19 protein-coding genes are annotated in these 21,654 nt (G+C 55.0%); 5 read left to right on the top strand and 14 right to left on the bottom strand.

Annotated elements, in window-relative coordinates; genetic code table 11:
* Positions 1-11: 11 nt before the first annotated feature.
* From GOC95_RS08735 to GOC95_RS08715, 5 genes are read right to left on the bottom strand one after another with little or no spacing between them, the layout of a single operon-like run.
* Entirely contained in the window at positions 12-851 is an 840-nt protein-coding gene (locus GOC95_RS08735; RefSeq protein WP_275356715.1) for an alpha/beta fold hydrolase, read from the bottom strand.
* Positions 848-1,216: an EamA family transporter gene (locus tag GOC95_RS08730; protein ID WP_275356714.1), complete on the bottom strand. Its 369-nt coding sequence runs from the start codon at positions 1,214-1,216 to the stop codon at positions 848-850. The genes GOC95_RS08735 and GOC95_RS08730 overlap by 4 nt, the downstream gene beginning before the upstream one ends.
* Positions 1,213-2,085 carry an arginase family protein gene (locus GOC95_RS08725; RefSeq protein WP_275356800.1) on the bottom strand — a complete coding sequence of 291 codons (873 nt, stop codon included), beginning with the start codon at positions 2,083-2,085 and terminating at the stop codon, positions 1,213-1,215. Before GOC95_RS08725 ends, GOC95_RS08730 begins: the two co-directional genes overlap by 4 nt.
* A 10-nt stretch (positions 2,086-2,095) precedes the next feature.
* The gene (locus GOC95_RS08720; protein ID WP_275356713.1) at positions 2,096-3,469 is read right to left on the bottom strand and encodes an aminotransferase class III-fold pyridoxal phosphate-dependent enzyme; all 1,374 of its coding nucleotides are present in this window, start codon (positions 3,467-3,469) and stop codon (positions 2,096-2,098) included.
* Positions 3,470-3,484: 15 nt separating this feature from the next.
* Positions 3,485-4,159, bottom strand: a complete 675-nt coding sequence (locus GOC95_RS08715; protein WP_194749363.1) for an MtnX-like HAD-IB family phosphatase — start codon at positions 4,157-4,159, stop codon at positions 3,485-3,487.
* A 208-nt stretch (positions 4,160-4,367) separates the two neighbouring features.
* On the opposite strand from GOC95_RS08715, the gene GOC95_RS08710 reads away from it, so the two are divergent.
* Together GOC95_RS08710 and GOC95_RS08705 are read left to right on the top strand one after the other, a co-directional pair.
* On the top strand, positions 4,368-5,039 hold the full coding sequence (locus GOC95_RS08710) for a response regulator transcription factor (RefSeq protein ID WP_194749362.1): 672 nt from the start codon (positions 4,368-4,370) through the stop codon (positions 5,037-5,039).
* Positions 5,036-6,481 carry an ATP-binding protein gene (locus GOC95_RS08705; protein WP_275356712.1) on the top strand — a complete coding sequence of 482 codons (1,446 nt, stop codon included), beginning with the start codon at positions 5,036-5,038 and terminating at the stop codon, positions 6,479-6,481. Before GOC95_RS08710 ends, GOC95_RS08705 begins: the two co-directional genes overlap by 4 nt.
* Positions 6,482-6,603: 122 nt before the next feature.
* Here the strand turns inward: GOC95_RS08705 and GOC95_RS08700 are convergent, their stop codons facing one another.
* Positions 6,604-7,110, bottom strand: coding sequence for a hypothetical protein (locus GOC95_RS08700; protein ID WP_275356708.1), 507 nt, complete (start codon positions 7,108-7,110; stop codon positions 6,604-6,606).
* Positions 7,111-7,362: 252 nt separating this feature from the next.
* Here GOC95_RS08700 and GOC95_RS08695 point away from each other — a divergent pair, with 252 nt between their 5' ends.
* The 3 genes from GOC95_RS08695 (at position 7,363) to GOC95_RS08685 (ending at position 10,301) form a co-directional block, all read left to right on the top strand.
* Positions 7,363-7,536, top strand: a complete 174-nt coding sequence (locus tag GOC95_RS08695) for a DUF1328 domain-containing protein (RefSeq protein WP_194749360.1) — start codon at positions 7,363-7,365, stop codon at positions 7,534-7,536.
* A 115-nt stretch (positions 7,537-7,651) separates the two neighbouring features.
* Positions 7,652-9,886: a bifunctional (p)ppGpp synthetase/guanosine-3',5'-bis(diphosphate) 3'-pyrophosphohydrolase gene (locus tag GOC95_RS08690; protein WP_275356707.1), complete on the top strand. Its 2,235-nt coding sequence runs from the start codon at positions 7,652-7,654 to the stop codon at positions 9,884-9,886.
* Positions 9,887-9,929: 43 nt separating this feature from the next.
* Positions 9,930-10,301: a DUF202 domain-containing protein gene (locus tag GOC95_RS08685; protein WP_194749358.1), complete on the top strand. Its 372-nt coding sequence runs from the start codon at positions 9,930-9,932 to the stop codon at positions 10,299-10,301.
* 45 nt (positions 10,302-10,346) lie between these two features.
* Here GOC95_RS08685 and GOC95_RS08680 read toward each other — a convergent pair whose 3' ends face one another.
* The 8 genes from GOC95_RS08680 to GOC95_RS08645 form a co-directional block, all read right to left on the bottom strand.
* Complete coding sequence (locus GOC95_RS08680; RefSeq protein ID WP_275356706.1) at positions 10,347-11,507, bottom strand: efflux RND transporter periplasmic adaptor subunit; 1,161 nt, start codon at positions 11,505-11,507, stop codon at positions 10,347-10,349.
* The gene (locus GOC95_RS08675) at positions 11,500-14,694 is read right to left on the bottom strand and encodes an efflux RND transporter permease subunit (RefSeq protein WP_275356705.1); all 3,195 of its coding nucleotides are present in this window, start codon (positions 14,692-14,694) and stop codon (positions 11,500-11,502) included. Before GOC95_RS08675 ends, GOC95_RS08680 begins: the two co-directional genes overlap by 8 nt.
* The gene (locus GOC95_RS08670) at positions 14,687-15,628 is read right to left on the bottom strand and encodes a DedA family protein/thiosulfate sulfurtransferase GlpE (RefSeq protein WP_194749355.1); all 942 of its coding nucleotides are present in this window, start codon (positions 15,626-15,628) and stop codon (positions 14,687-14,689) included. Before GOC95_RS08670 ends, GOC95_RS08675 begins: the two co-directional genes overlap by 8 nt.
* Before the next feature lie 65 nt (positions 15,629-15,693).
* Positions 15,694-16,788 carry a calcium:proton antiporter gene (locus tag GOC95_RS08665; protein ID WP_275356704.1) on the bottom strand — a complete coding sequence of 365 codons (1,095 nt, stop codon included), beginning with the start codon at positions 16,786-16,788 and terminating at the stop codon, positions 15,694-15,696.
* Positions 16,789-16,860: 72 nt separating this feature from the next.
* Entirely contained in the window at positions 16,861-17,745 is an 885-nt protein-coding gene (locus GOC95_RS08660; protein WP_275356703.1) for an efflux RND transporter periplasmic adaptor subunit, read from the bottom strand.
* Between the two features lie 11 nt (positions 17,746-17,756).
* Entirely contained in the window at positions 17,757-17,969 is a 213-nt protein-coding gene (locus GOC95_RS08655) for a DUF1656 domain-containing protein (protein WP_275356702.1), read from the bottom strand.
* Between the two features lie 12 nt (positions 17,970-17,981).
* On the bottom strand, positions 17,982-20,153 hold the full coding sequence (locus GOC95_RS08650) for an FUSC family protein (protein WP_275356701.1): 2,172 nt from the start codon (positions 20,151-20,153) through the stop codon (positions 17,982-17,984).
* On the bottom strand, positions 20,131-21,618 hold the full coding sequence (locus tag GOC95_RS08645; RefSeq protein ID WP_275356700.1) for an efflux transporter outer membrane subunit: 1,488 nt from the start codon (positions 21,616-21,618) through the stop codon (positions 20,131-20,133). Before GOC95_RS08645 ends, GOC95_RS08650 begins: the two co-directional genes overlap by 23 nt.
* Positions 21,619-21,654: the final 36 nt, after the last annotated feature.

Below are 21,654 nucleotides of genomic sequence, written 5' to 3'. Positions count from 1 at the left end.
ACTTCTAGTGATCAGGCGTTAATCACGGACAAACAAAACTCTGCACTGCGTCTGGCGATATCATCCTTGCGCTTGTCCAGTGTCACCACGTGGTAGGTATCGCCGATATAAAAGGTTTCCACATGCTTGCTGGCAATTTCTTTTTCTACCAGATAGGCATTTTTAAGGCTGGCCATGTCATCCTCGGTCGAATGCACAATCAATACCGGGCAAGTGACTTGTGGCAGCTGCTTGCGCGCTGCGCGGATCAATTTGACACTCTGGTAGATGACGGTCGCCGGGGTCTTGAAATAGCCGATTTTTTCCGAGGTACGGGCATCCTTGTTTTCAAGCACGGCAGCCACCATGGCGCGTGTACGCTCGCACTTGATGCCATAAGGCGCGGTTTCTTCCCACTGCATGACATAGCGCAAGGGCGAATACAGTACCAGGGGCAACAAAAAGCGTTGCTTGAACAGGGGGATATTCCAGCCGTCATATACAAAGGTCGCCGACAACAGCACCACGCCAGCCACTTCTTTGCCGTGTTTGGCAGCCACCAGCAAGGCAATCAGTGCGCCCATAGACAGGCCTGAAACAAACACGCTTTTATAATGTTTGCGCATCTCGAGAAAGACGGCTTCAATCGAGGTAAACCACGCTTGCCAGCGGGTGCGACTCAACTCCTGCACCGAGGCACAATGCCCGGCCAGCACCGGGCACACGACAGACAGGCCTTTACGGGCGATTTGCTTGCCGTAATGTTTCATTTCTGCAGGCGTGCCGGTCAAACCGTGGACCAGTAATACGGCATGTTCTGACTGTTGCAGCCAGAAGCCGTTTTCGCCTATCAGTTGTTGCAATGTGTTCATGTGTTGCTCCCTAACAACCCAACGCCGGCCACAATGAGCAAGGCCCCCAGCCAGCGCTTCATGCCAATCTGTTCATTTAGCGCCAGTCGTGACACCAGCATGATCAATACAATGGTGATGCTATACATCGGAAAAGCCTGGCTCAGCGAAGAGGCGGACAAATAGGTAATCCAGATCACGTATTCCACCACGTAGACCAGCAAGCCGGCCGGCACATGCCAGCGGGTCAGGCAAGACCGTAACAGCGCCATCGGCGAAGCTTCTACCGTGGTTTCCGGTTGCATGGCACCCAGCTTAAACAAGGTGGTGCCCAGCGTATCCAGCAGGACGGCTGCGACAAATAATGCGCCGGTATGTATCATCATGCGCCCCCCTTCAGGGCATGCAACAAGCGCAGGTTGGCAGCAGCATTAACCTGGGCGGCAACCTGCACAGCCTCACGCGGATGCACTTTGCGGTCTAAATAAGAGGCGATCCATTTGAGTGGTGAACGGAACCGCACCGGCGAAAAGTCGCCCACCGTATCCGCACCTATGAGCTGTTTATGCTGGCTGAGCGCCTGAATGACGGCGGTGACGGTGGCCAGAGGCAGGCTCCCCTGCTCCCAGTTGGTCTTGGCGTCTGCCGCTTGCAGGCAGTCTTTATCAATGCTGATATAGACCTGCTCAGTGTCTATGTACGACAGCACCTCTTGAATCCCCGTCGTCAGATCTTGCGCCAGCTTGCTGTGCAAAAACAGGGGCTGCTGCGCATTCACCTGCACCTTGCGATAAGGCAACAAAATGATTTTTTGCTGCAGAAAGCTTTCTACATCGCCTTTTTTAAACTGATCGTAATCAATATCGCCACTTTCGAGGCCGACGATGATCACGCGCTTGACCTGTGGCAAACGGGCCAGTTGATAGACCCAGGTACCACAGTGATACTGATGCGGCGGCTGCATCCAGTCAGGATGATTGTCAAACAGCACCACCGTCAACGGCGTTTCAAAACGCGCAATCAAGGCCAGTGAGATATGGTGGTAGTCGCCGGAACCGATCAGCGAAAATTGCGGCAGGCTTGTGCGCGGCCGCAACTGGCTGGCCATGGCGGCAAACGCCTTGGCCGACGCCCACAGGCGCGTCGCCGTTTCATGCTGGCGCATGGCATGCAGCACCGGCTGAACCCCTTGCGCGTTCAGCATGGCCAGCTGCGCCTGAATGCTGCCATCAAAATCGTAGGCCACCACTTCCATCTCAAGCAAGTTACTCTGCTCCGCAACGCTTGAGCAGCATTTCAAACAGCTGGATACCCAGGTCGATTTCTTCCTCGGTAATCATCAGCGAAGGCGCCAGCGTGATCACGTTTTTCTCGTAACCACCGATATCCAGCACCAAGCCATACTGCTTGTCACCGACCAGCAAATCGCCTTTCAGGCCTTCGTTAAACATGCGGTCAGCCAGGGCACGACTTGCGGTAAAACCGTCGCTCTCGCACAACTCGATTCTGAGCGCCAGGCCCAGACCGCTGACATCGCCCACGCACTTCCAGCGCGACTTCAGTTCATGCAGACGCTTGAGGAAATGCGCACCCCGTTGACGTACATGCGGTTCAAAATCAGACTCTTGCGTCATCTTCAACACTTCGAGTGCCACGGCAGTGCCGAGCGGATTCGAGGCAAAAGTAGAGTGGGTTGAGCCTGGTGGGAATTTTTCAGGCGAGATCAATTCTTCGCGCGCCCAGATCCCGGACAACGGATTCAAGCCGTTAGTGATCGCCTTACCAAACACAAAAATATCCGGCACGATGCCAAAGTTTTCCCAGGACCACAATTTACCCGTCCGGTAAACGCCCATCTGGATTTCGTCAGCCACCAGCAACACATTGCGTTTTTTCAGTGAAGCTTGCAGCTTTTGCATATATCCTTCAGGCGGAATAATGTAGCCACCGGTCCCCTGCATAGGCTCAATATAAAACGCGCCAAATTCACACTGTTTGGATTTTTCATCCCAGAAAGACTGGTATTCGGTTTCAAACAGTTTTTCAAACTCTTTGTGGCAATAGGTATCGCAAGTTTCCACTTTCATGTCATACGGGCAACGGAAGCAGTATGGATACGGCACAAAGTGCGCGCGGTCAGCAAAGTTGCCAAACCGGCGGCGGTAACGGTAGCTGGAAGTAATCGCAGAGGCGCCCAGCGTACGGCCGTGGTAGCCACCCATAAACGCAAACTGATGCGTTTTACCGGTATGGTTACGCACCACTTTCAAGGAGTCTTCAACCGCTTGTGCCCCGCCGACGTTGAAGTGGACGCGGCCTTTGACCCCATATTTTTCTTCCATGTAGCGGCAGATGATTTCTGCCAGCTCGACTTTTTCCTTGTGCAGGTATTGGCTGGCCAGTTGAGGCAAGGTATCAATCTGCTTCTTCAGTACATTGGCAATGCGCTCATTTTTGTAGCCGAAATTGACAGCGGAATACCACATTTGCCAATCGAGGTATTTCACCCCTTTTTCGTCATACAAAAAGCTGCCATCACAGCCCTCAAACACTTTGGGAGGATCGGCATAGTTCACCGTGTCACCATGTGAACAGTACTGATTGTTCTTATCGAGAATTTCTATAATTTTTTGGTCCATAATGAAATCGCCTCACTAGGCTGTTTGGTGGGTAAGGGTGGTTGAAATCTGACATTCGGGCCAGTCTTGCAAGACGGCCACCACATCGTCAAAGGTTGAAAACGGAATAAAAGGAATCTGGTTTTTTTCGCAATGCTTGACTAGTGAACCTTTGGCAAATACCACATCGGCACGTTTGGCCAGGCAGGCGTCTGACTTGCCATCGCCGATCAGCACCACTTTTTCGCCAGGGTAGGCGCGTTGGGCCGTGGCAATCGCACATTTGCAATTGCCGTTGCCGCCCGCACAATCAGGCTGACGGTTAGGGAAAGTCATGCGGATGCCTTTGGGTTCAAAGTTCAGGCGATTGGCAAACACCGGCAGCTCAGGAAAGGCGGAATGTTGCATGGAAACCTTGATCGCATGATCCAGGCCATCGCTGGCAATCACCACACGCGCAAACTGGCGGGCAAAGCTATGAAACTGGCAAAAGCTACGGTCTAGCTCTATGGTGCGGAAAAAACTTTCGAGGGCAATGTGATCGGCCTCAACCAGCGCCAACTGGTTGCTCATGCAGGTGACGGCATCGATCTCGCCCGCCAGCCACGACTGCTCATACTGCTGCCAACGGTCATCGGCAAACTTCTCCAGCAAGGCATCAATCGTGTCCGACTTTGAAATGGTGCCATCAAAATCCACAATAAATAACATCACCCTCTCCTTATTTTTCGACAACAGCAATCTGGTCAGAACAGCAGGCCCTTGCTGTTGCGCCTACCGGTCAATCTTGGTTACGGCGTCATCATGCAGTCAAATTCTTACGAAACACTTACAGTCATTCAGTGGCAAAATTGATGTAAGCAAGCTGTAAGTAGGCATGAGGCAAGCTAGCAGTAATCTTGAAGCAGGACTCAGATGAATGCGTATTTTGTTGGTTGAGGATGATGTGGTACTAGGTGATGCCGTCGTGCAATCGCTAGTCAATGCAACCTATGCGGTTGACTGGTTCAGAAATGGCAAGGACGGTGTACTGGCGGCACAAGCACAAACCTATGATCTGGTGTTACTGGATTTGGGGTTGCCGTTTTTAACCGGCTTTGAAGTCATTCAGCGCTTGCGCAACAGCAAACAATCCGTCCCTATCATCGTGCTAACAGCGAATGACAACCCGGATGATATCGTCAACGCCTTTGACATGGGCGCGGATGATTACCTGATCAAACCATTCAGACTGCCCGAGCTGGCTGCCAGAATCCGTGCCCAGATCCGGCGCGTGAATGCGCACTACTCCTCCAAGATTACGATAGGTCCGCTGGAACTGGACACCAAGGAGCATAGCGTTCACCTCAAGGGCGAGAAACTCAGTGTGTCGCCACGCGAGTTTTCCTTACTGGAAACCCTGGCCAATAAATGCGGCAAGCTGGTAACCAAAGAGGCGCTGATTGAAAGCCTGTGCAACTGGGAACAGGATATCGGCCAGAATGCGATTGAGGTCTATGTGCACCGCTTGCGCAAAAAACTGGGCGACGGCGAGGTCTGCATTTCCAACGTACGCGGTCTGGGCTATATCATGGAACAAAAAAATCCATGAATCGACTGTTCAAATTGAGCCAGGGCCGCACCCTGCGCAAACAGTTATTTTTGTGGGTGACCATCCCCATGTTCATCCTGGTCCCGCTGGACACCACCATTTTGTACAAGGTGGGGAGCCACTTTATTGAGCAATCGTTTGATGAGATGCTGGAGGATATTGCCAATGACGTGATCGCCATGATCAGCGAATCCGGCAAGACCCCGGAAAATTTCAGAATGAGCACGGAATCACAAACAGTGCTGTTTTCTGACAAGGATGATAAAACTTATTTTGCGATTTACGACGCGCAAGGCCATTATTTAAGTGGCGACCCGACACTGCCCTTTAACCACAAGGACAGCTTGAATCATCGTCATTTACGCTATGCCAGAGCGCATGGCGAGGTCGTGCGATTGCTTAATCAGAAAAGCACGATTGTAGATCGTCAGAACCAGCCGCTCATGTACTCTGTGTTGATTGCCGAAACCGTGCACAAACGTAATGACTTGCGCAGCCGGATTCTCTTTGCCATCGTCCTGCCACAGTTGCTCCTGCTGCTGGTCTGCAGTGTCATGCTGTTAGCCGGGGTGACCAAGGGTCTACGGCCACTGCACGAGCTCAACGAAGAGATCGCCAAACGCTCCAGCACGCAACTGGACCCGGTCATGCTCAACAACGTACCCGAAGAGGCCATGGTGTTGATCAACTCGATCAACCTGCTCATGGGAAGGCTCAATAACGCCATCCTGGCGCAGAACCAGTTTATTGCCGATGCCGCCCATCAATTGCGTACCCCATTGGCGGGCATACAGGCGCAACTGGAGCTGGCATTGCGCCATGAGCAGGCCAAGGACCAGTCTCAACACCAGCTGGGCATGATCAGCGAAAGCGTGAGCAAGCTCACACATATCGTCAACCAGTTGTTGCGGCTGTCAAATAACCAGCCTGAAGCCGCCAACGTGATTGCGCTCAAACCTGTCAATCTGCTGGCCCTGGCCCAAGATGCCTGCGTGGAAGTGATTCATTTTGCACTGAAAAAAAATATAGACCTGGGGCTGGAATCCAGTGGTGCTGGCCCTTTGCCAGACTTCACTATCCATGCCGACAAGCAACGCCTGAAGATTCTGCTGGTCAACCTGCTGGACAATGCGGTTCGCTACACGCCGGAAGGGGGCAAGGTGACGCTGTCTGTGATTGCCCAGGAAAAATGGACAGAAATCCAGGTGGAAGACAACGGTATCGGCATCCCGGAAGAAGAGCATGCCATGGTGTTTGAACGCTTTCACCGCGTGCTCAACCATTCACAGGAAGGCAGTGGCTTGGGCTTATCCATCGTCAAGGAGATTGTGGCGCTGCATAGTGCCAGCATCACCGTTAGCGCTGGCGCACAGGGTATAGGCACGTTGATGAGGGTGCGGTTTCAACGGCCAGACGCTGGCGGCCCGACCAAGCTGAGCTAAGGCATTACGCACTTCGCTAGGTCTGATGCACTATGCTGGGAACAGTATGGGCTGAAAACGATCCGTTGCTGGCCATCCAACCCACCCTGGCATCATGCTCCATCTTGATAGGGAGAACGATCTTACGATTTGATTTTACGTGCTGGCCGACTCGGCGGATTCAGCGTGGCATATAAATTAATCAGGCTGCGTTGCTGACCATCAGAACACAGCTGAAAATGAATCAGGTACTGCTTGCCGACGCGGATAAACTGGTGGGCGGCCTGAATCTCTTCTAGCGTCAATACCGGGTTTTCGCCGACATTGGTGGCCACATCCAGCGCATTGCCTTGCCAGTCAAACTTGATTTTCTCAGGCGTCATGCCACTTTCACTATAGGCCACGGTTTTGATTCTGGCCATGGTGACTTGCTGCTGGCAGTCAGGCGACACCTCATCCAGATTGACCAGCGCAATGACGGCAGGCTTGCTTGTGGATTTGCTACCGTGCTTATCCTCAGTCACTGTCATGGCACTGATCACTTTGGCACTATCGCTGGAGGCCAGCGCAAAAGAAACTGGCCACCAAAGACTTAACAGGCAACTTCCTGTGACCAGCCAGGCTGCTCGACACTGTTTGATTCCACCCATGACTGCGCCCTCCTGCAGGTTAACCCACTTGCACTCCGCCCTTCCCACTGGCGGACTTGCCTATCTTTGATCTGAAATAATATACGCGCATTTTGACGCTCGCCAAGCACTTTTATACTTGTCAATCACGCATGATCCGACTGCGCGGTGCGTCAGCCTTTTCTGACTGGCAGTCACGACAGAGGCTGATAGTGCGCATGCCAGGCTTTTTTTATCATGAGCATGTATTTAACCAATTGGGAAAGGTCGAACATGCTTTATTACGCACTCTTGTTTCTGGTCATTTCATTTATCGCCGGGCTCTTGGGGTTTAGAGGCGTTGAATCAGGCGCGGCCACCATCTCCAAGGTATTTTTCTTTATTTTCCTGCTACTGGCCATCGGCATTGCGCTGGCAACGGTGCTTGGCATTAGTATGATCGCTTAATATCCATTCAACCCTGGCAGCGGACACCACCTTCTGCAGCGGGTACACGTCCTGATCCATGCGTCAGGACGTGTTTTATCTTTACGCTGCCTGGGGATAGCGGCGATAATAGGGCATGGTTTCTGGTCACCGCTCTACTCACACGCCCACTGTACTTGATCCACAGGCACTCAGTTTGTGGATGGATTCCTTAGCGCAACGGTTTACGGCTGATGAATTGACACAAATACGGCAGGCGGCTGAGCTGGCAGCGTCTCTGTATGCGCAACACCATGCCATCAACCGTTATCCTCTATTGCAACATGCCTTAGAAACGGCCTCTACCCTCTCGGATATCAACATGGATGCAGACAGCCTGACTGCCTGCATTCTATATGCCGCGCCAGACTTTCTTGATGACTGGTCCGTCCACTTATCTACCCGCTTCAATCCGTGCGTTGTCAGTCTGATAGAGGGTATTTCGCGCATGTCACAGATCCATGCCTTGAGTGAAATGGATGGCTTGCACCATGCGGACGCCAAAGCGGACCACAAACAGAATGACCGCGCGCAACAGTTGGAAGCGCTGCGCAAAATGCTATTGGCCATGGTGCAAGATATCCGGGTCGTGTTGATCAAGCTGGCAGAGCGTACCCAATTATTACGGCATTTGTCTGGCGCCAGTCCCGAGCAACAAGTGCAGATTGCCCGCGAGAACCAGAGTATCTTTGCCCCGCTGGCCAACCGCCTGGGCGTGTGGCAACTCAAATGGGAACTCGAAGACTTATCCTTACGCTACCTCGAACCGCAGCTGTATAAAGAAGTCGCGAAAATGCTGGACGAACGGCGCGTGGATCGTGAACAGTATATTGCAGAGGTCGTGCAGCAGCTGCAGCATGAACTGACCCAAGCGGGCATCCAGGGGGAAGTGAGCGGGCGGCCAAAACACATCTACAGCATCGTGAAAAAAATGCGTAGCAAGCATCTGCAATTTAACCAGCTCTATGATGTGCGTGCGGTTCGCATCATGGTGCAAGATGTGAAAGACTGCTATACCGCACTTGGCCTGGTACATCACTTGTGGCAACCGATTCCCGGTGAGTTTGATGACTATATTGCCCGCCCCAAAAGCAACAACTACCGGTCCCTGCACACGGCTGTCAGCGGCCCTCGTGGCCTTGCAGTAGAGGTGCAGATCCGCACGTTTGAAATGCACCAGCATTCCGAGTTGGGCGTTGCCGCACATTGGCGCTATAAGGAAGGTGGAAAATCCGACGCGAAATTCGACGAAAAAATTGCCTGGTTGCGCCAGATCCTGTCCTGGAAGGATGAGGTCGCTGATCACGGTGACTTGCTGGAGCAATTCAACAATGCGTTATTGCAGGACAAAGTATACGTGCTGACACCACAAGGCAAAGTCATGGACTTGCCCAAAGGCGCCACCCCCATAGACTTTGCTTACGCTTTACACACAGACCTGGGTCATCGTACCCGCGGCGCGAAAATCGACGGCCAGATCGTCCCCTTGCATACCAAGCTGGAGAACGGTCAGCGGGTGGAAATCCTGACCGCCAAACATGGCGCCCCCAGCCGAGACTGGCTGAACCCTGCGCTCGGCTTTTTGCAAAGCGCCAGTGCACGCGCCAAGGTGCGCCACTGGTTTAAATACCAGCATTTTGAAGAAAACGTCGCCCAGGGCCGGGCTAAATTGGACAAAGAGTTACACCGTGCCGGTGCCAGTAGCCTGCCGCTTGAAAAAGTCGCACAAAAGCTGCAGTTCCAGAAACTGGAAGATTGCCTGGCTGCGATTGGCCGCGGCGATATCAGCGAACACCAGATTGCCATCACCATTCAGGGGGAATTGACACCGGTTGCGCAAGGCAATTCGCCAGCCATCATCAAGCGCCCCAGCGCCTCTCAGGTGAACCATGCGGGCATTATGATTGAAGGCATAGGCAATGTACAAACCACCATGGCCAAATGCTGCAAGCCGGTGTCGCCAGAACCGATAGTCGCGTATCTGACGCGCAACCACAGTGTGACCATCCACCGCCAGGCGTGCTCGTTTATTACGCGGCTCGACCAGACACGCCACAACCGTCTGCTCAATGCGCAATGGGGCAATAAACAATCTGGCGTATACGAAGTGGATATTGTGCTGGAAGCGAATGACCGTCAGGGATTGTTGCGTGACATCAGCGAGCTGTTTGCGCGTGAAAAAATCAATACCACAAAAGCGAACACGCTCAGCCGCAACCATGTGGCGCTCATGCACTTTACGGTGGAACTGGTTGACCTCGACCAGCTAGAGCACTTGCTGGCAAGGCTCAAGCAAGTGCCAGGCGTGATCATGGCCCAGCGACAGACCTAAGCCACGTTGAATGATGACATCATGAAACAGGAGAATCCAGCACATGTCTTACCTCGATGACCCACGGGTTTATTTTGCGGCAGAACGGACATTGCTGGCCTGGCAACGTTCAGCCATTGCCCTGATGGGGCTGGGCTTTGTGATTGAGCGTTTTGGCTTGTTTATGCAGCTCATGGCACAGGGGCAGCCAGTGTCGCCCTCCCAAAGCATGTTATCGCTCTATCTCGGGGTTGGATTTATTCTGCTGGGGGCCTGTACGGCAATCTTGTCTGCCATCCAATTTCTGCTGTTTTACCAATCGCTCAGCACACAGGAAAAACCACGTGGTCACGTTTACTGGCTGCCACCGGCAGTCAACTTGTTCCTGGCGGTCTCTGCGGCAGCATTAAGCGGCTGGTTAGTGTTTACTCGCTAGCCTTTCCAGGCAAGTATAAACTGGATTGGCAAGTTTACGCGGTCATCATTTTTCCGCTGCGGCCCTCATGGCAATATTGACCTGATCCCCATCGTTGAGACCATCTGGCGGATTTTCTACCACCATATCCGTGCTTGTCAGTCCAGACTGCACTTCCAGTTGCTTACCCAGGTCACGCGCAATGGTAATCGTTTTTAAAGTCACCTTGCGATCTTTACCAACGGTAGCCACCTTGAGGCCATTCTGGTCAAAAATCAGTGCACTGGCAGGAATGCTCAGCCGCGCGACGGCATCATTGAATAGCAGATTGACATTGGCAAAGCCCCCGGGCAAAAAACGGCCCGCCGAATTATCCACCAGTAACTGTACAAGCGTTGTACCAGAGGACGCATTGATCGCACCTGAAGTCGACTGTATCGTGGCCTCGAACGCTTCACCCGCGGCTTCCGGCACGGTAAACCTGGCTTTGTCACCGGTCCGGATCTGACCGACATAATTTTGTGGCACATTGATATAGAGGCGCAACTTGCGCGTGTTCGACACTTCAAAGAGCGGCAACACCGTCGCACTACTACTGCCCGCATTAATCAGCGCGCCAGTGTCGGTATTGCGCGCTGTCACTGAGCCGTCAAACGGCGCCACGATACGGGCAAAACTTTTGAGGGCGAGCAAACGGTTGACATTGGCTTCGGCCGCCTTCACGATCGCCTGCTTGCTTTGCAAGTCTCCCACTTTCTCATCCACCGCCTGACGGGCAATCGACTGCGTTTTTAGCATTTCCTGCCAGCGCTTGGCCGTGGTTTCTGCCAGTGCCACATTGGCTTGCGCACTGGCGAGATCGGCTTTGGCTTGCAACAATTCCTGATCCAGATCCGGCGTCTCGATCTCGGCCAGCAATTGCCCACTTTTCACCCGCGTGCCAATATCGGCTTTCCAGGATTTGAGATAGCCACTGACGCGCGCATAAATCGGTGCTCGTGCGTAGGCCTCAAATCGCCCTGGCAAGATCAGGCTGCCCCCTTGGTCAGACTGTGCAGGCGGGTGGATACTGACCGTCGGAATCGCCTGCTGGTCGGTCCAGGCCTTGACGCTGGCGTCATGGCTGTGACGGCTGCTGATGCCCGCAATCACAATGCCACTAGCGATCAGGGCCAAGATCAGACCCGCCAGCTTTAGGCCCCGGCTGGCCGTGGGTGGATTACTCATGGATAGGGTCTCCTGAATCACTGACTGGCCCTGAAACACTTGCCTCAGGGGAAGCCTGTCGTTTTTGATGAATCGCACTAAAGACAACGGGTACAAACAGCAGGGTGGCGACGGTGGCAAACAGCAGGCCACCGATCACAGCCCGGCCCAACGGCGCATTCTGCTCGCCGCCCTCGCCCAGGCCCAAAGCCATGGGGGTCATGCCGATGACCATGGCCAGCGCGGTCATGAGTACTGGCCTAAAGCGGACGAAGCCCGCCTCCAGCGCCGCAGCAGTCGCATCCTGCAAGACGGCCAGCCGTTCGCGGGCAAAACTGATCACCAGCACACTATTGGCCGTCGCCACCCCCATACACATGATGGCGCCGGTCAGGGCGGGCACCGACAAAGGCGTGAACGTCACAAACAACATCCAGACGATACCGGCCAGCGCGGCTGGTAAAGCTGAAATAATCACAAACGGGTCACTCCAGGATTGCAGGTTGACCACAATCAGCAGGTAAATCAGCACAATGGCGCCCAGTAGCCCAAAGAACAGGCCGGTAAATGCGCTTTGCATGGTCTGCACCTGGCCCAGCATCACCACGCTGGCGGCTTTAGGCACTTGCGCTTGCGTGTCATCCAGAATCTTGCGGATGTCGGCGGCCACCGCCCCCAGATCGCGGTCCTGCGTGCTGGCATGAATCTGCACCATGGGCTGGATATCATATTGGCTGATGACGGCATTGCCGACACTGCGTTTAAATGTTGCCAACCCACCCAATGTCTGCAGCGGCGCATCTGCACCGCCTATCGGCAGGTTGGCCAGCGTGTTGAGGCTATCGAGCTGGTATTGCGGGGTTTGCAGCACAATCGGGTAAGTCACGCCATTAGCTGGGTTCAACCAATAAGTCGGGGAGACTTGCGAACTGCCCGCCAGGTTCACCACCAGGCTATTGGTCACGTCGCGCGTACTGATGCCCAACTCCTGCGCACGGGTTTTATCGACGGTAATTTCAAAACCGGGACGCCGACGCGACTGCTGGATACGCGCATCGACCACACCCGGCACTGCGCGGATGCGCGCCAGCAACTGGTTGGCATAGACAAAATCTTCGGCCAGCTTGCCGCCGCGAATCTGGATGTCAATCGGGGCCGGTGAGCCAAAATTGAGGATCTGACTGACAATATCCGCTGGCGGGAATGAAAAGGTCGTATCCGGAAACTGCCTGGGCAGCACTTCGCGCAGGGTACGGATGTAATCTGCCGTCGGCGCATGCTCGGGTTTGAGCGCAATCTGGATATCACCATCATGTGCACCAGTGAGGCCGGTATTGTTATAGGCCATGTTGATACTGCTGATCGGCATGCCGATATTATCAACAATGGTGAGGATTTCCTCCGGCGGGATCACCTGTTTGATGGCTGCCTGTATCCGGGCAAAACGGTTGGCGGTGTCTTCAATACGGGTGCCGACCGGTACGCGGGCATGCATGAGGACTTGGCCACTATCCACCGCCGGAAAAAAGTTACGTCCCAGCATGGGCAGCAATAAAAATGACAGCATGACCAGCAACATAAAGCCGATCATAAACAGTCGGCGGTGGGCAATCGCCAGGCTCAGCAAGCCATGATAGCCCTGCCGGAGCTGCTCGAAGCGGGTTTCAAAGTGTTGCTGGAACCTGACCAGCGGATTGCTGCTGGCTGGGCGGTGTTCACCTGCGACATGTGGTTTGAGCAAGTAATTGGCCATGGTCGGGACCAGGGTCCGTGACAAAATAAACGAGCTGACCATGGCAAACATGACGGCTTCGGCCATGGGCACGAATAAAAAGCGCGACACGCCCTCAAGAAAAAACATGGGCACAAACACGATACAAATACACAGCAGCGACACAAACGCAGGCGTCACAATCTGTGCGGCACCATCGAGAATGGACTGCTCGACCGGCTTGCCTTGCTCCAGGTGCCAGTTAATATTTTCAATAGTCACGGTGGCCTCATCGACCAGCAAACCTACTGCCAAGGCGAGGCCACCCAGGGTCATGATATTGAGCGTCTCGCCTATCGCCGACAGCCCCATTACCGCCCCCAGAATGGACAAGGGGATGGAGGTGGCAATGATCAGCGACGAGCGCCAGCTACCCAAAAACAGCAGGATCATGAGGCTGGTGAGCACCGCCGCCAGCACGCCTTCAAACACCACGCCTTCAATCGCCGCACGCACAAACAGCGACTGATCGTTGATCGGCGTTGCCACCAGCGTCTCAGGCAGGGCCGGCTTGATTTCTTCCAGTTTGGCCTTGATACCATCGACAATATCCAGCGTCGAGATGGCACCGTTTTTGAGGATGGTCATCAGCACCGAACGGTTGCCATCCACATGCACGATATTGGTTTGTGGCGGGTTGCCATCACGTACCTGACCGATATCACGCATGTACACGGTGGCGCCATTGACCACCTTGACCGGGATATTGGACAGCTCGTCAATTTGAGTGACGGCATTATTCAGGTTCAGCGTGTATTCAATGCTGCCAATTTTTTGTGTCCCCACCGGTACGATCATATTGTGCGCAGCCAGCGCATTGGCAATATCCTGTGCCGACAAGCCACGTGCCTGCAACGCGGCCGGATTCAGGTCAATCTGGATCTGCCGGCTTTTGCCGCCATAGGGAAATGGCACGCCCGCACCGGGCACCGTGACCAACCGGATACGCACGGCATTCAGGCCCAGGTCAGCCAGGTTCTGCTCGGTCAGCCCTTTACCAGACAAGGCAATCTGTAAGATGGGCACCGTGGAGGCGTTATAGTTAAGAATCAGCGGCGGCGTGGTGCCGGCGGGCATCTGCCGCGTCACTGTTTGCGAAATCGCCGCCACCTGCGCATTGGCGGTGGCGATATTGACGCCCATATGGAAAAAGATTTTGACGATGGCAAACCCATTGTATGAATTGGCCTCGATATGCTCGATATCGTTGACGGTGGTGGTCAGGCTGCGCTGATATAGCGTACTGATGCGGCCCGCCATGTCATCTGGCGGCAAGCCATTGTATTGCCAGGCCACCGCTACCACGGGGATACGGATATCCGGAAAAATATCCACCGGGCTGCGCAGGGCAGACAAAGTACCAAAAATCAGAATCAGCAGCGCCATCACCACAAAGGTGTAGGGCCGTTTGAGGGCAATCCCAACCACATTAAACATGCGCGTCCTTTGCTGCGGTGATGGCAAACCCGGCATCCCGCCAGGCATCAATGCCGCCGCTTAACGGGCGAATATTGCGATAGCCACGCCGAATCAGTTTTTTTGCCACTTTGGCCGCGGTGACCTCATTCGGGCAGGAGCAGTACAAAATAACGGGCGCATCTTCATCAATATCCAGCGTCAATTGGTCCACATCTTCCAGCGTGACAAACTGCGCCCCCGGAATCCAGCCGTCTTCTATCAAGTGCGGGGCACGCGTATCCAGAATCACCGGCGCCGCATCACTGGCGATCAGTGTATGCAATTCTTCGACACTGATCCGCGCCATGCGCAGGCTTTTGAGAAAGCGTTGCCGGTCCCACCATTTGACCGCGATAAACGCGGTCAACAGCAGTAAAACCAGCCCGGTGCCCCATTTACCCATTTCGACCAGCGTCAGCATCAGCTCGTCAATGGCAGAACTGAAAAGATTGCCCAACCACAATGCGGAGCCCGACCATAGCAGCGCGCCCAGGCCATCCATAAGCGCAAACAGCCAATAAGGCGTGCCGGATGATCCGGCCAGCGCACTCGAAATTGAGGCAAAGCCCGGGATAAATTTGCAGACCAGCAACGCGGGCGGGCCGAATTTCAGATAAAGCGCTTCGGTTTGTCGCACACAGGTGTCTGGCGACAAGGAGATTTTGCATAACTTGCCCATGACGCGCTTGCCATATTTGCGCCCGGCGCGGTACCAGATGGAGTCTGCCAGTAAGGCTGCCACCAGCGCCACCAGCAACATGGCCGCCCAGGAGTACTGGCCATTGCCGATCAAGACCCCGGCCAGCAGCAAGGTGGGATAGGCCGGTAAAGGCAAGCCCATCTGCTCCAGAAATACACTGGCAAACACAATCAGCAAGCCATATTGCTGAATCAGCTCAAGCACGACATTCATAACAGTTCTTTTTTAACGGGAAATCACACACAGACCATCACATGCTCATCATCACAAGTCAATCATCACATGCCTAGGGATGCCAGCATGGCAAACGCCATAAACAAGACAAAATGCGTCATGCCTTCAATCGCATTGGTTTCACCATCATGCAGATTAATGGTGGCCACAATCAAAGTCAAAAACGTCATCACCATCTGCGTGGGCGACAAGCCGACAATGAGCTGCCTGTCTTCAATCAGCGCAATCGCTTCAATCACCGGCACCGTCAAAATCACGGTAGACAAGGTAGCCCCGAGCGCAATATTGACTACAGTTTGCATGCGGTCATTAACGGCGGCCTTTAAGGCGGTGAGCACTTCCGGGCTGGCCGCAATAATCGCAACCACAATCGCCGCCACAATCGGGGGTACGCCGCTGCCAGTCAGGCCCGCATCCATATGCAGGCTCATTTCTTCAGACAGAAAGCCGATGGTAACGATGCCGGCCAGGATGTAAAGAATGGAAAATTTGACATTGGTACTGATCACCGGCACATGCTGGCCCTGTTCCAGCATGGCCTGGTGCTGATCACGGTAGCTGAAGTAATTGCGGTGCCGCCCGGTTTGCATCTTGAGAAACAGGGCATAAAACACACTCATGGTCACGATGGTGAACATGGAATACACGCGCCAGTGCTCTGGCGGCAAAAAAGCGGGCAAGGCCATTGAGATGCCCAGCGCGGTCATGATCATGACGATATAGGTATTGCCCGAGTTGACGTTGTACTCGACCTCGCCGTACTTGATGCCGCCGACAATGGCACACAAGCCGAGAATGCCGTTGATATCCAGCATCACCGCGGAGTAAATCGCATCTCTGGCCAAGGTGGTCGAGGAGGTATGGCTGAGCATCATGACGATAATCACCACTTCGATGATGACAGCGCTGATGGTAAGGATCATGGTGCCATAAGGCTCTTTGAGCCGTTCGGCGACATATTCCACCTGAAACGATAACTGAAAAGCCAGGTTGATAATCAGCAAGACAAACAGGACCGCAATGATGAGCGACTCAGGCTGCCCGAGCGTGATGACTTTGTCGGCTTGCGCCAGCGCCAGATAAGCGAGAATGGAAATGAGCAGGGACCACAGTCCCTGGGGCGGTTTTTCTTTAAGCATGCGCTTAGATTGTCATCAATGAGTTGTCATCTTAACAGAGCCGCGCCCTTCTGTTGCATGTTGCGCAATACACTAGGGGTTGATGACCACCGAACACGTCATGCCTGCAACCAGCGTCAGGCCTGCCGGAATCTGGTCCAGCCGGATACGCACCGGGATGCGTTGTGCCAGCCGCACCCAGTTAAAGGTCGGGTTGACATTGGCCAGCAGGCGCACGTCGGTTGGGTTGTCGCGGTCGGTAATGCCGTGGGCAATGCTTTCCACGTGCCCCTTAAGCGTGGTGTGGCTACCCAGCAACTGCACGTCGGCTGCGTCACCTGGCTTGATCATGCTCAGCTTGTGTTCCTCAAAATATCCATAGACCCAGAACGAGTGCTGGTCGATGACTGCCAGCTTGGCCGCCCCGACCTGGGCAAAATCACCGGGCCGTACCAGCAGGTTCGACACCCAGCCATCCACGGGGGAGCGCACCACGGTACGTTCCAGGTCCAGCTTGATTTTCTCGACCTGGGCGAGCGCGGCCTCATAGTCCGCCTTGGCCGCCAACGCCCCCAAATCGGTATCTTCACGGTTCTCGCGAGAAATGACTTCATCATCCAGATGGGCCCGGCGTAAGGCTTGTTGCTGCTTCATCTCCCATAGCGATTTGCGCTGCTGGGCCACGGCCTTGGCTTCGGCCAGGGCATGCGCATAATGCAGGGGGTCTATGCGAAACAGCACATCGCCTTGATGCACATACTGGTTATCGTGCACTGGCACCGTCGTCACCAGCCCGGCCACATCCGGGGCAATATTCACCACATCGGCGCGCACGCGGCCATCCCGTGTCCATGGGTAGTCGGTATAACGCACCCACAACGTGTAAGCCAACCAGCCAGCCGCCACGGCTATGCCTAGCGTGATCCCTGCGCGCAGTACACCTGTGGTGACCTTCATCCAGATACGTTGCGTTTGCATGTGTCTCCCTTTCAATACACCATTAAGCCAAACAGCGAAAACAAGCCAAAAAACAGCGCCACCCGAAACAGCGCCGGGTACCAGAGCCGCTCGTAAATCGCCCATGCGGCCAGCCATTGATCTAGCTGCCAGACCACCACGGCGGCAAGCAAAAAGGCGACGAACAACGTCGGCACATGTGCATCCAGAAATGTCAGTTCACGCGGAATCCATGCATGCCACATGTGTCGTCTCCTTCATAAGGACCTAGGGCTGAGCGCAGGCATTTCGGTGTCGATCACCAGCCGGACAAAATGTAACTGCGTTACCAGCTTTTGCACTTGCGTCGGCGACAAGCTCTGCGCATATTCACCGCCTTGCAACCAGACCAAAAAGTGATCCAGCCATTGCAAGACCTGTTGCTGATGTTTGCGGCTGGGCTGTTTGTAGTCGTGTGCGACCAGCAACAGCGTATGTTGCACTAATCGCTGCGGCTGCGCCGGCAACGCCACCGCCGCCGTGCGCAAGGCCAGTACGGCATGGCCCATCTCCAGCGCCGCACACAATGCCTCTGCGACGTGGACGCTGTCTGCCGCTTGTGGTCTATGCAGGTCGCCCGAGCGCTGGATCAGGTCGCGTGCCCGCATTTCAAACGCCGCCGCGGTCATGGTGGTATTCAGGCAGGCCTCCACCACTAGCCCGCGCAATTGGGCCAGCAAGCGGCGCCTAGCCCAGGGGCTGGCGGCATAGTCAGTCAGGCTGAACAGGATGGCGGACACCGCCAGCGCAATCATGAGCGCAATCGAATCATTGAAATATCTGACTGGCAGATCACCCAGCGCCTGGTTAAAGCCAACCATTAAAAAGTAGGCAATGCCCAGCCCAGCCCCGACAAGTGCGGTGGCAGGCCGGGCACTGAGCCAGGCCGTCAGCAAAATGGCCGGGGCAATGACGATGCACAACATGACGTAGTCGTGTGCCGCCGTCAGCCAGAACACATTGCTCAGGTAAACCAGCACAATGCCCAGTACCACGCCAAGCGTAAACTGGCGCAAGGTAGCCATCGGCGTCGGGCTGCCCGCAAACAAGGTGCTGGTAATCACCCCCAGGGTCATGGCCAGGATGCCGGAGGGCCAGTCTATGGTCATCCAGAGCACGGCCAGCACCAGCAAGGTGAGTGCGCCACGTGTCGCGGCAATTGCCACTGGCAACCAGTCAATATGCATTTGCAACTGCGCGGCTGCAAACTCGCGGCTGGCCACTTGCCGCTTGCGCGGATTGGCCACCAGCAACACATAGGTGTCCAGATAAGCCGCCAATTCGGCGGCCAGACGTTGCAACAACGCTGCCCCACTCTCGAATGTCAGCAACTGCGCCTCAGGCAGGGCCGACAAGGCCTGCCTCTGCCGCTGAAACGCGTTAGCAAACGCTTGCTGATACGCGGCAACCGCCTGTTGCAACTGCGTCAGCTCGGGCGCGCTTGTGGCGGGTTGCCCTTTACTCAACACCGCCGTCGCCAGGGGTTGCATCAACTCCTGCAAAGCCTCGGCTTCATGCTTGCATCCACTGCGCTGCAGCCGCTGTTGCAGGCGCTGAAAGACGATGTAGGTGGTTGAAACCGCCATAAACTGCAGATTAAGCTGGTTAATCGTGGTGCTATGCACGCGCGCATCATCGGTTTCAAATTGCGCCGAAGCCCGGAAAGACTCCAGTTGATACAGGTCTTGCATAAACTTGAGCACGGGCTGATTCAGGCCAACAGCATCGCGCTGCCCAAGCAACAGACTGAAATCACGGAACTTGCCACGCACCACGGCCTGAATGGTTTCCCACAAGCGCTGCGGCAGCACCAGCTCGCTCACCAGGCTGGCACTAAGCAAGCCCACCCCGATTTCTGACATGCGCGTTGAGGCAATTTGAAAGGTTTGCCAGGGCGTCAGCGTGGCTGGCAAGCCGACAATACACAGCGTGTAACCGGCCAGCACAAAGCCATAAGATTGAAAGTTGCGGTAGACCAGCGATCCTGCCGTGCACAAGCCTATCCAAAGCGCAGCCGCGATAAAAAACGGGAACCGGTCCTGCGCAAAACTGGCTACCAGTAGCAATGAAAACAGGATACCAATGCCCGTACCGATCAGGCGGTAGTAACTCTTGGTGATCACCATGCCCGAGCGGAAATGCATGACGATCACCACCGTCAACAGCGCCGTCGCCGGCTGGTCCATTTCCATTTTCAAGGCCAGCCATAAGGCCAGCCAAGAGGCGAGCAAATACTTGAACAAATATCCGATCAGCGGGAAATCCTGCCGGTACCAGCCTAGTCCGGCCTGTTGCGCACAGATGGCCAGCCACCGCCCCCCGTGGCCAAGTATTGCAATGCCAGCCGCCAGCGCGTGCCAACCTTGCCTAAGGGCGTGCCTGCGTGACATGTGCCTCCTCCATCACGCCGCCACCCAAGGCCAGCATCAGTGCCGCATACGCCTCCAGACGCGCGGCCTCCTGTTCGACCAGCACGTTTTTTTGCTGCAAGACCAGCAGATTGGTTTGCAGGCTCTCCACCCGGTTACTGAGTCCGGCGCGGTAGTTTTTCAGCGCCAGCCGATGGGCCTGCTCGCTCTTGCCCAGGGCTTGCCGGGTATTTGTCATTTCAGCCTCTACCGTTTGCATGACCGACAACTGGCTGGAGATGCGCTCAAGTGCCTTCAGCAGCGTGGCGTTGTAGTCCTCCACTGCCATGTCATATAAAGCCGTTTCAGCAGACAGATTGGCGCGTCGACGGCCGCCATCAAACAGCGGCAATGTCATGGCTGGGCCCAGATTACCCACCAGACCGGCACTGGAAAACAGACTCGCAAATGCGAGCCCTTGAAAACCGACATAGCCCAGCAAATTGATATTCGGGTAAAACGCGGCTTTGGCACTTTGTATGTGCTTCTGTGCCGCCTCCACCCGCCATCTGGCCGCCACCATATCCGGGCGACGGCCAACCAGGTTGGCGGGCAAGCGGTCGGGCAGGCCAACGCTGGCGGACAAATGCAAGGCTGGTCGGGTAATGCTTTCGCCAGCGCCAGGCCCCTCGCCGCTCAGTGCCGCCATCTGGTTTTTGAGCAAGGTCAGATGCAAGTCTATCAATACCAGTTTGTTCTGCGCCGCTGGTAGCCTCGCCTCCAGACGACTCAGGGCGAGTTGGGTATTGAGTCCGGCCGCCAGGGCTTTTTGGGCAATGGCAATCTCGTGACGCAAATCGTCCAGCTCGTCTTGTGCCAGGTCGCGCCATTGATATTCGGCCGCGAGCTGGATCTCACTTTTGACCATCGCTGCCGTGAGCTCGATCTTGACCTGCTGCATTTCGGCGTCCGCCACCCGCGTTTCATCCAGTGCCGCCAGCCACGCCGATTTCTGCTGTTTCCACAGGTCCAGGTTGTAGGACATGTCTACGGTCGCCTGGTTGTTCCAGTTAAAGCGACCTGCCCACGGCTTGGGGATAAAGCTCAACTCGGTAAACCGCTCGCGTGAAGAGCTGACTTTACCGCCAAGGTTGGGCAAGGTGGCGGCATGGGCCTGCTCGGCCATGGCGGTGGTTACGGCTATTCGTGCCGTCGCTTTTTTGAGGTCAGGATGGTCATGCAGACTTTTCTCAATCAGACGGTTGAGCTGTGCATCCCCATAGACATGCCACCAGTGCTCGGTGGGCCACGCCATGACAGGCGCCTCCGAAATGGTTTTACCCAGCGCTAACTGATCCTGTAGCAGTGGCTGCGACACGGGCGCAATGCCTTTACTGCTGAGACATCCATTGAGCAACAGCGCCAAGAGCCAAACCGCACTGCGCGCAACCTGCGTGGGCTGACGCGGCAACAAAACAGTCAGTGTTGAGGTGAATGGCAGAGACATAAAGTATGGTTATTAATAGTATGGGATCAAACTAAA

Source organism: Methylophilus sp. YYY-1, from assembly GCF_029132825.1.
Taxonomy (GTDB): domain Bacteria; phylum Pseudomonadota; class Gammaproteobacteria; order Burkholderiales; family Methylophilaceae; genus Methylophilus; species Methylophilus glucosoxydans.
The sequence above is the reverse complement of the archived record's forward strand: the minus strand, read 5'-3'. Positions and strand labels throughout refer to the sequence as shown.

What these genes read in the sequence shown, in the direction of transcription:
- GOC95_RS08720 (WP_275356713.1), bottom strand. Translation starts at nt 3,469, where the DNA reads ATGGACCAAAAAATTATAGAAATTCTCGATAAGAACAATCAGTACTGT.
- GOC95_RS08710 (WP_194749362.1), top strand. Translation starts at nt 4,368, where the DNA reads ATGCGTATTTTGTTGGTTGAGGATGATGTGGTACTAGGTGATGCCGTC.
- GOC95_RS08665 (WP_275356704.1), bottom strand. Translation starts at nt 16,788, where the DNA reads ATGCTTAAAGAAAAACCGCCCCAGGGACTGTGGTCCCTGCTCATTTCC.
- GOC95_RS08690 (WP_275356707.1), top strand. Translation starts at nt 7,652, where the DNA reads ATGGTTTCTGGTCACCGCTCTACTCACACGCCCACTGTACTTGATCCA.
- GOC95_RS08680 (WP_275356706.1), bottom strand. Translation starts at nt 11,507, where the DNA reads ATGAGTAATCCACCCACGGCCAGCCGGGGCCTAAAGCTGGCGGGTCTG.
- GOC95_RS08660 (WP_275356703.1), bottom strand. Translation starts at nt 17,745, where the DNA reads ATGCAAACGCAACGTATCTGGATGAAGGTCACCACAGGTGTACTGCGC.
- GOC95_RS08695 (WP_194749360.1), top strand. Translation starts at nt 7,363, where the DNA reads ATGCTTTATTACGCACTCTTGTTTCTGGTCATTTCATTTATCGCCGGG.
- GOC95_RS08700 (WP_275356708.1), bottom strand. Translation starts at nt 7,110, where the DNA reads ATGGGTGGAATCAAACAGTGTCGAGCAGCCTGGCTGGTCACAGGAAGT.
- GOC95_RS08725 (WP_275356800.1), bottom strand. Translation starts at nt 2,085, where the DNA reads ATGGAAGTGGTGGCCTACGATTTTGATGGCAGCATTCAGGCGCAGCTG.
- GOC95_RS08715 (WP_194749363.1), bottom strand. Translation starts at nt 4,159, where the DNA reads ATGTTATTTATTGTGGATTTTGATGGCACCATTTCAAAGTCGGACACG.
- GOC95_RS08685 (WP_194749358.1), top strand. Translation starts at nt 9,930, where the DNA reads ATGTCTTACCTCGATGACCCACGGGTTTATTTTGCGGCAGAACGGACA.
- GOC95_RS08650 (WP_275356701.1), bottom strand. Translation starts at nt 20,153, where the DNA reads ATGTCACGCAGGCACGCCCTTAGGCAAGGTTGGCACGCGCTGGCGGCT.
- GOC95_RS08730 (WP_275356714.1), bottom strand. Translation starts at nt 1,216, where the DNA reads ATGATGATACATACCGGCGCATTATTTGTCGCAGCCGTCCTGCTGGAT.
- GOC95_RS08645 (WP_275356700.1), bottom strand. Translation starts at nt 21,618, where the DNA reads ATGTCTCTGCCATTCACCTCAACACTGACTGTTTTGTTGCCGCGTCAG.
- GOC95_RS08675 (WP_275356705.1), bottom strand. Translation starts at nt 14,694, where the DNA reads ATGTTTAATGTGGTTGGGATTGCCCTCAAACGGCCCTACACCTTTGTG.
- GOC95_RS08705 (WP_275356712.1), top strand. Translation starts at nt 5,036, where the DNA reads ATGAATCGACTGTTCAAATTGAGCCAGGGCCGCACCCTGCGCAAACAG.
- GOC95_RS08670 (WP_194749355.1), bottom strand. Translation starts at nt 15,628, where the DNA reads ATGAATGTCGTGCTTGAGCTGATTCAGCAATATGGCTTGCTGATTGTG.
- GOC95_RS08655 (WP_275356702.1), bottom strand. Translation starts at nt 17,969, where the DNA reads ATGTGGCATGCATGGATTCCGCGTGAACTGACATTTCTGGATGCACAT.
- GOC95_RS08735 (WP_275356715.1), bottom strand. Translation starts at nt 851, where the DNA reads ATGAACACATTGCAACAACTGATAGGCGAAAACGGCTTCTGGCTGCAA.